Origin of the sequence: Ramlibacter sp., assembly GCF_035706265.1 — a bacterium.
GTDB lineage: Bacteria > Pseudomonadota > Gammaproteobacteria > Burkholderiales > Burkholderiaceae_C > Ramlibacter.
Window position 1 is genome coordinate 1 of sequence record NZ_DASSVG010000608.1, and the last position, 5,481, is coordinate 5,481.

Sequence of the window (5,481 nt, forward strand, 5' to 3'; positions counted from 1 at the left end):
CTATGGCCGCCTCGTCCCCTCGCGCTTCAAGCCCGAGCTGCGCCAGATGGTGATCAAGGACCCGGTGGGCCCGGTGGCCGCCTTCACGCCGTGGAACTTCCCGATCAACCAGGTGGTGCGCAAGGTCGGCGCCGCGCTCGCCGCCGGCTGCTCGATGCTGGTCAAGGCGGCGGAGGAAACGCCGGCCGCCCCGGCCGCGCTGATCAAGGCCTTCGCCGATGCGGGCATTCCCCCGGGCGTGCTGGGGCTGGTGTACGGCAACCCGGCCGAGATCTCCAGCTACCTGATCCCGCACCCGGTGATCCGCAAGATCACGTTCACGGGCTCCACGCCGGTGGGCAAGCAGCTGGCCGGGCTGGCCGGCCAGCACATGAAGCGCGTGACGATGGAGCTGGGCGGCCACGCCCCGGTGATCGTCTGCGAGGACGCCGACATCGCGCTGGCCGTCAAGTCCGCCGGCGGCGCCAAGTTCCGCAACGCCGGCCAGGTCTGCATCTCGCCGACGCGCTTCCTGGTGCACGAGAGCGTGAAGAACGAATTCGCCCAGGCGTTGGCAAAGTACGCGCAGGGCCTGAAGGTGGGCGAGGGCCTGGCCGAGGGCACGCAGATGGGGCCGCTGGCCAATCCGCGCCGCCTGACCGCCATGACCGAGTTCCACACCGACGCGGTGGGCAAGGGTGCCACGGTGCTGGCCGGCGGCAAGCGCATCGGCGACGCGGGCAACTTCTGGGAGCCGACGGTGCTGGTCGACGTGCCGCTGGAAGCCAAGCTGTTCAACGAAGAGCCCTTCGGGCCGGTGGCGGGCATCCGCGGCTTCACCAGCCTCGACGAGGCGATCAAGGAGGCCAACCGCCTGTCCTACGGCCTCGCGGGCTATGCCTTCACCAGGTCGCTCAAGAACGCCGACCTGCTGTCGCGCAGGGTCGAAGTGGGCATGCTGTGGATCAACATGCCGGCCATGCCGAGCGCCGAGATGCCTTTCGGCGGCATCAAGGATTCGGGCTACGGCTCCGAGGGCGGGCCGGAGGCGCTGGAGGCCTACCTGAACGCGCGCTCGGTGGCGGTGATGAACGTCTGAGTCCCGCGCACCCCGCTCAAGAGCCCGGCCTGGCCGGGCTTTTTTCTTGCGGAGCGGGCGCGGCGGCGCGCCCGTCGGGCTCGGCCATCGTGACGATGCGGCGGGCCGCGCGGCGCGGACTATCATCGTCGGCGACTGCTGGAGACAGTGCTCATGCCTTCCCAGATCCCGATGTCGTCCCTGGGCCTCGCGCGCGTGCCGCTGCTGGCGGGGCTGACGCAGCAGAGGCTGGACGCGCTGGCCGCGCAGTGCACCTGGCGACGCTTCGAGCCGGGCCAGCTGATCCTCTCCCGCCACGCCAGCGCCGGCGACGTGCACCTGATCGTCGACGGCTGCGTGCGCATCCATGTCTACGCCGCGGACGGCCGCGAGGTGCTGTTCACGCAACTGCACGAGGGCGCCATCGTCGGCGACTTCGCCGCGGTGGATGGCGGCGAGCGCTCGACCGACGCCCACGCCAGCACGCGGGTGCTGAGCGCCTCGCTCTCCGGCGCGGAATTCAAGCAGCTGCTGCGCGAGGAGCCGTCCGTGGAGGAGCGCTACGTTCGCTACCTGGTGGGGCTGGTGCGCATGCTCACCGACCGCGTGATCGAGCTGAGCACGCTGGCGGTGCAGAACCGCATCCGGGCCGAGGTGCTGCGGCAGGCGCAGGCCGCGACGGAGCCGGACAGCGACTTCGCCCGGCTGGAGCCGGCGCCGCGCCACGCGGACCTCGCCGCGCAAGTGGGGACCACGCGCGAACAGGTCACCCGCGAGCTGTCGGCGCTCACCCGCCAGGGCCTGCTGCAGAAGACCGGGCGCGCGCTGCTGGTGACCGACCTGCACCGGCTGCAGGCGCTGGTGCGCGGTGCCACAGAGGGGGCGGAGGGCGCCTTCGCCTCAGCGCCAGCCTATGCGCACAGGGCCACCGTGCGCGGATCCGGCTCGCCGTCGTAGAAGCGCTGCAAGGCCTGGCCGAACACGGCTTCCTGCGGGGCGGCGAGCGAGAACAGGGTGAGGCAGGAGCGGAACTTGAGGTCGTCGGGCGAGCCCAGGATTTCGTGCGCGCTCTTGCCTGGCACGGCCAGCATCAGTGCGCAGCATTCGCGCAGGCGCGGCCCCAGCACCGGGTGGGCGAGATAGGCGCGCGCCTCCTCCAGCGACGCGATGCCGTAGAACTGCGCCGTGCTGCTGAAGCCCAGGCCCTTCAACTGCGGGAACACGAACCACATCCAGTGGCTGCGCTTGCGCCCCGCGCGCAGCTCGTCGCGCGCGGCCTCGATCGTGTCGGCCTGGGCATCGACGAAGCGCTGCAGGCGGAAGGGATCGGTCATGGCGGGCCGGGCCGCAGCGTGCGGCCGCTCAGGGCTTGATCGGAGAATCCTTGTCCGGCACGTGCCGGTGGCCCACGCCGCCCTGGTCGCCGGCGTCGCCCCCGTGCAGCAGCAGGGTGACGAGCACGGCCGACGCGTCGCGCGCCTTCAGGGCGTGCTTTTCGCGCGGGGGCAGCACGATCACGTTGCCGGGCCGCAGCTGGCGCACGCCGCCGCCCATCACCACGTCCACCGCGCCTTCGAGGCAGTGGATCGTGCACTCGTCGTCGACGTGGTGCATCGGCTGCTCCTGGTGCGCGGCCAGCACGATGTGCAGCAGCTGGATGCGGTCGGTCTTGATCAGGCTCGTGCTCACCGTGCCTTGCAGCTGGTTGCCCAGCGGCGCGACGTTGATCACGTCGAGGTGTTTCGCATGCGGCAGGGCCATCGTTCGCCTCGCGTCCGTTTCGCTCAGCGCAAGACTAGCAAACCTAGCGCGGATAAGGTGCGATTTCTCCCTTGCTGGCGTTGTCGCGCAGGGCCGCCTGGTGCACCTTGGCGTTGGCCAGCGCCCAGGCCTTCAGGTGCTCGATGTACTCCTGGCGCTCGGGGTCGGTCTTGACGAACTCCGGATGCCATTCGCTCTGGCGCCAGTCGGTCACGGTGGAGGGCACGAAGTCGACCGCCTCCGGGTTGACGGTGTAGTTGACCCACAGGTACTCGCCGGCCTTGAAGAAGCGCTCCTGAACCTCCAGCACGGTCTTGGGCACCTTCACTTCGTTCTCCTGCATCCACTGCCAGGCGGCACGGTCCATCAGGTCGCGCGGCTTCACCTGCAGGTAGCGCACCAGGTGGTTCATGAGCAGGCAGTCCTGCGAATGGACGGGGCCGCCCAGGGTGGTGCGGAACAGCGTGTCCTCGCGCTGGCAGGTGCGGTCGCGCCATTCGACGGGCTTGCCGGGCTCGGTGGTGGCACGGGCGTAGAAAGTGCCGATCAGGCGCTTGGACGCGTCGAACTGCACCAGGTAGTAGCCCTTGTAGGTGGAGCCGTTCGGGATGCCGTCGGAGCTGGCGGCCTTGCCCGAGTGCTCCGCCACCACGTTCCACTGGCCGGGCGGCAGCGCGATGCGCAGCTTGCCGATTTCCAGCGCGGAGCTCACGACCCCGCCCTTGGTGGCCTCGGCGGCAGCGGCGGCACCCCCAGCCAGCAGGAAGGCGGCCGCACAGGCCGCGATGAGCATTTTGCGCATGTCTCCTCCATCCAGTTACAGGCAATGCTAGGAATCAGCGCGACGGCGGGGGAGGGCCGGTGGTGACATCGGACGTGCTACTGCCTGCGCGACTTCATGGCACTTTCGGTTGAAACTGCAGGCAGATGTACCATGGTGTAAGTAGGTGTGTCAGGTCTCGAACGGAAGCTCCGCTTTGGAGGGAAACCCACTTTCGTGCCGGACGGCGGCCCCCGGCCGCGGCTGCCGCTGGCAAGATGCGCCGCAATCAGGAGGCGCGCATGTCCAACCACGTCTACAAGACCCTCGAGCTCACCGGTTCCTCCCCCACCGGCATCGAAGATGCGGTGAATGGCGCCATCGCGAAGGCGGCCGAGACGGTCCGCAACATCCAGTGGTTCACCGTGGAGGAGACGCGCGGCCACGTGCAGGACGGCAAGGTGGCCCACTGGCAGGTGACCATCAAGGTCGGCTTCACGCTGGAGTAGCGCCGGCGGGCGCCGGCGGGCTCAGGGCGCGGCGCCTTCGGGCAGCTGCCAATCCGGGTTCCAGGCCACCTCCCACAGGTGGCCGTCCGGGTCCTGGAAGTAGCCGGCGTAGCCGCCATAGAAGGTGTCCTGCGGCGGCTTGACCACCACCGCGCCGGCGCGTGCCGCCAGCGTCATGGCCTCGTCCACCTCCAGCCGCGAGCCCACGTTGTGCGCCAGGGCGAAGCTGGTGGGACTGCGCGGGCCCACCGGCAGGCCGCTGTCGTGCGCCAGGCTCGCGCGCGGCCACAGGGCCAGCCGCAGGCCGCCTTCGAGCTCGAAGAAGGCGACGGCGCCATGCTCGAACTGCTGGCCGACGATGCCGTCGCTGCGCCAGCCCAGGCCGTCGCGGTAGAAGGCGAGGGCGCGCTCGAGATCGTCGACGCCCAGCGTGATCAGGGTGATGCGCGGTCGCATGCGGGGCCTCCCATGCGGTGTCAGGGCAGGCGCTGCGCGGCCTGCCAGGCCTGGATCTGCGGCAGGAACGCCTCGCGCCGGCGCAGGCTCTCGGGCGGCCAGTACGCCGTGCGGTCGTAGAACTCCGGCACCGCGGGCGTGCCTTCGGGCAGCACCACCCAGGGCTGCTTCGATGCCGTGAAGATGTGGATGTCCGGCGGCAGCGCGTCGGGATCGTCCAGCGTGCCCACGCGCACGAACTTCAGCACCGGCCCGGCGCCGGCATAGTGGCTCCACAGCGCCACGTGGCAATGGGGGCAGCGGGCGATCTGCTGGCCGAGTCCGCTTTCGGAAGGCGTGTGCACCTGCAGCACTTCGCCGGCGAGCAGCTCGATGCGGTCGCTCTCGATCAGGGCGTTGAGCGCGAAGGACGCGCCGGTCTCGCGCTGGCACCAGCGGCAGTGGCAGCAGTGCACGAACAGCGGCCGCGAAGTCATGCGGTAGCGGACCTGGCGGCAGTCGCAGCCGCCTTCGAGGGAGAAGGGCGCAGGCTCGGACATAGTGGCTTGGCGCGGAGTGTGGCACCGCGCCGGGCGGGCCGCAACGTCCGGCGTCGCGAGGCGCCCCGCCTACTCCTGCGGGCGCAGCCACTTCTCCAGCGTCACGCCGTGCACGGCCGCGCCGTACATGCCGTCGCGCAGCGCGCGCTCGTGGTAGCCGTGCTCGTTGTAGAAGCAGCGGGCTTCGTCGTTGGCCAGCCGGGCCTCCAGCACGACGCGCGCGGCGCCGGCCGCGCGGGCCACCTCTTCCAGCCATTGCAGGATGGCGCTGGCGATGCCGAGGCGGCGCCGGTCCGGATCGACGGCGAGCAGCAGCAGGTGCGCCTCGTCCTCCTCGTACTTCATGATGCCGAAGCCGGTGACGCGCTGCGGCTCGCGCACGACCGCGACGTTGATGGC

The 5,481-nt window shown here is 70.4% G+C and carries 9 protein-coding genes; 3 read left to right on the forward strand and 6 right to left on the reverse strand.

Annotated features, from left to right (window positions below; genetic code table 11):
- Both VFM98_RS21615 and VFM98_RS21620 read left to right on the forward strand, forming a co-directional pair.
- Positions 1-1,078: aldehyde dehydrogenase family protein (locus VFM98_RS21615; protein WP_325111952.1), on the forward strand; the 1,078-nt coding region annotated here is incomplete at its 5' end.
- Between the two features lie 153 nt (positions 1,079-1,231).
- Positions 1,232-2,014, forward strand: a complete 783-nt coding sequence (locus VFM98_RS21620) for a Crp/Fnr family transcriptional regulator (protein ID WP_325111953.1) — start codon at positions 1,232-1,234, stop codon at positions 2,012-2,014.
- On the opposite strand, the gene VFM98_RS21625 is transcribed toward VFM98_RS21620, so the two are convergent.
- From VFM98_RS21625 to VFM98_RS21635, 3 genes are read right to left on the reverse strand one after another with little or no spacing between them, the layout of a single operon-like run.
- Positions 1,969-2,391, reverse strand: coding sequence for a DUF1810 domain-containing protein (locus tag VFM98_RS21625; RefSeq protein WP_325111954.1), 423 nt, complete (start codon positions 2,389-2,391; stop codon positions 1,969-1,971). The two genes, VFM98_RS21620 and VFM98_RS21625, sit on opposite strands and share 46 nt — an antisense overlap.
- Positions 2,392-2,419: 28 nt before the next feature.
- Entirely contained in the window at positions 2,420-2,818 is a 399-nt protein-coding gene (locus VFM98_RS21630; RefSeq protein ID WP_325111955.1) for a cupin domain-containing protein, read from the reverse strand.
- Between the two features lie 43 nt (positions 2,819-2,861).
- On the reverse strand, positions 2,862-3,620 hold the full coding sequence (locus VFM98_RS21635; RefSeq protein ID WP_325111956.1) for a hypothetical protein: 759 nt from the start codon (positions 3,618-3,620) through the stop codon (positions 2,862-2,864).
- Positions 3,621-3,880: 260 nt separating this feature from the next.
- Here VFM98_RS21635 and VFM98_RS21640 point away from each other — a divergent pair, with 260 nt between their 5' ends.
- Complete coding sequence (locus VFM98_RS21640) at positions 3,881-4,087, forward strand: dodecin (protein ID WP_325111957.1); 207 nt, start codon at positions 3,881-3,883, stop codon at positions 4,085-4,087.
- Positions 4,088-4,108: 21 nt separating this feature from the next.
- Here the strand turns inward: VFM98_RS21640 and VFM98_RS21645 are convergent, their stop codons facing one another.
- The 3 genes from VFM98_RS21645 to VFM98_RS21655 all read right to left on the reverse strand — a co-directional run.
- Entirely contained in the window at positions 4,109-4,543 is a 435-nt protein-coding gene (locus tag VFM98_RS21645) for a VOC family protein (protein WP_325111958.1), read from the reverse strand.
- A gap of 20 nt (positions 4,544-4,563) precedes the next feature.
- Positions 4,564-5,082, reverse strand: a complete 519-nt coding sequence (locus VFM98_RS21650; protein WP_325111959.1) for a GFA family protein — start codon at positions 5,080-5,082, stop codon at positions 4,564-4,566.
- Between the two features lie 69 nt (positions 5,083-5,151).
- A partial coding sequence (locus VFM98_RS21655; RefSeq protein WP_325111960.1) for a GNAT family N-acetyltransferase occupies positions 5,152-5,481 on the reverse strand: 330 nt, incomplete at its 5' end.

Bases quoted from the DNA above. Each gene is read 5' to 3' on its own strand.
- VFM98_RS21620 (WP_325111953.1), top strand. From the start codon at position 1,232: ATGCCTTCCCAGATCCCGATGTCGTCCCTGGGCCTCGCGCGCGTGCCG.
- VFM98_RS21625 (WP_325111954.1), bottom strand. From the start codon at position 2,391: ATGACCGATCCCTTCCGCCTGCAGCGCTTCGTCGATGCCCAGGCCGAC.
- VFM98_RS21630 (WP_325111955.1), bottom strand. From the start codon at position 2,818: ATGGCCCTGCCGCATGCGAAACACCTCGACGTGATCAACGTCGCGCCG.
- VFM98_RS21635 (WP_325111956.1), bottom strand. From the start codon at position 3,620: ATGCGCAAAATGCTCATCGCGGCCTGTGCGGCCGCCTTCCTGCTGGCT.
- VFM98_RS21640 (WP_325111957.1), top strand. From the start codon at position 3,881: ATGTCCAACCACGTCTACAAGACCCTCGAGCTCACCGGTTCCTCCCCC.
- VFM98_RS21645 (WP_325111958.1), bottom strand. From the start codon at position 4,543: ATGCGACCGCGCATCACCCTGATCACGCTGGGCGTCGACGATCTCGAG.
- VFM98_RS21650 (WP_325111959.1), bottom strand. From the start codon at position 5,082: ATGTCCGAGCCTGCGCCCTTCTCCCTCGAAGGCGGCTGCGACTGCCGC.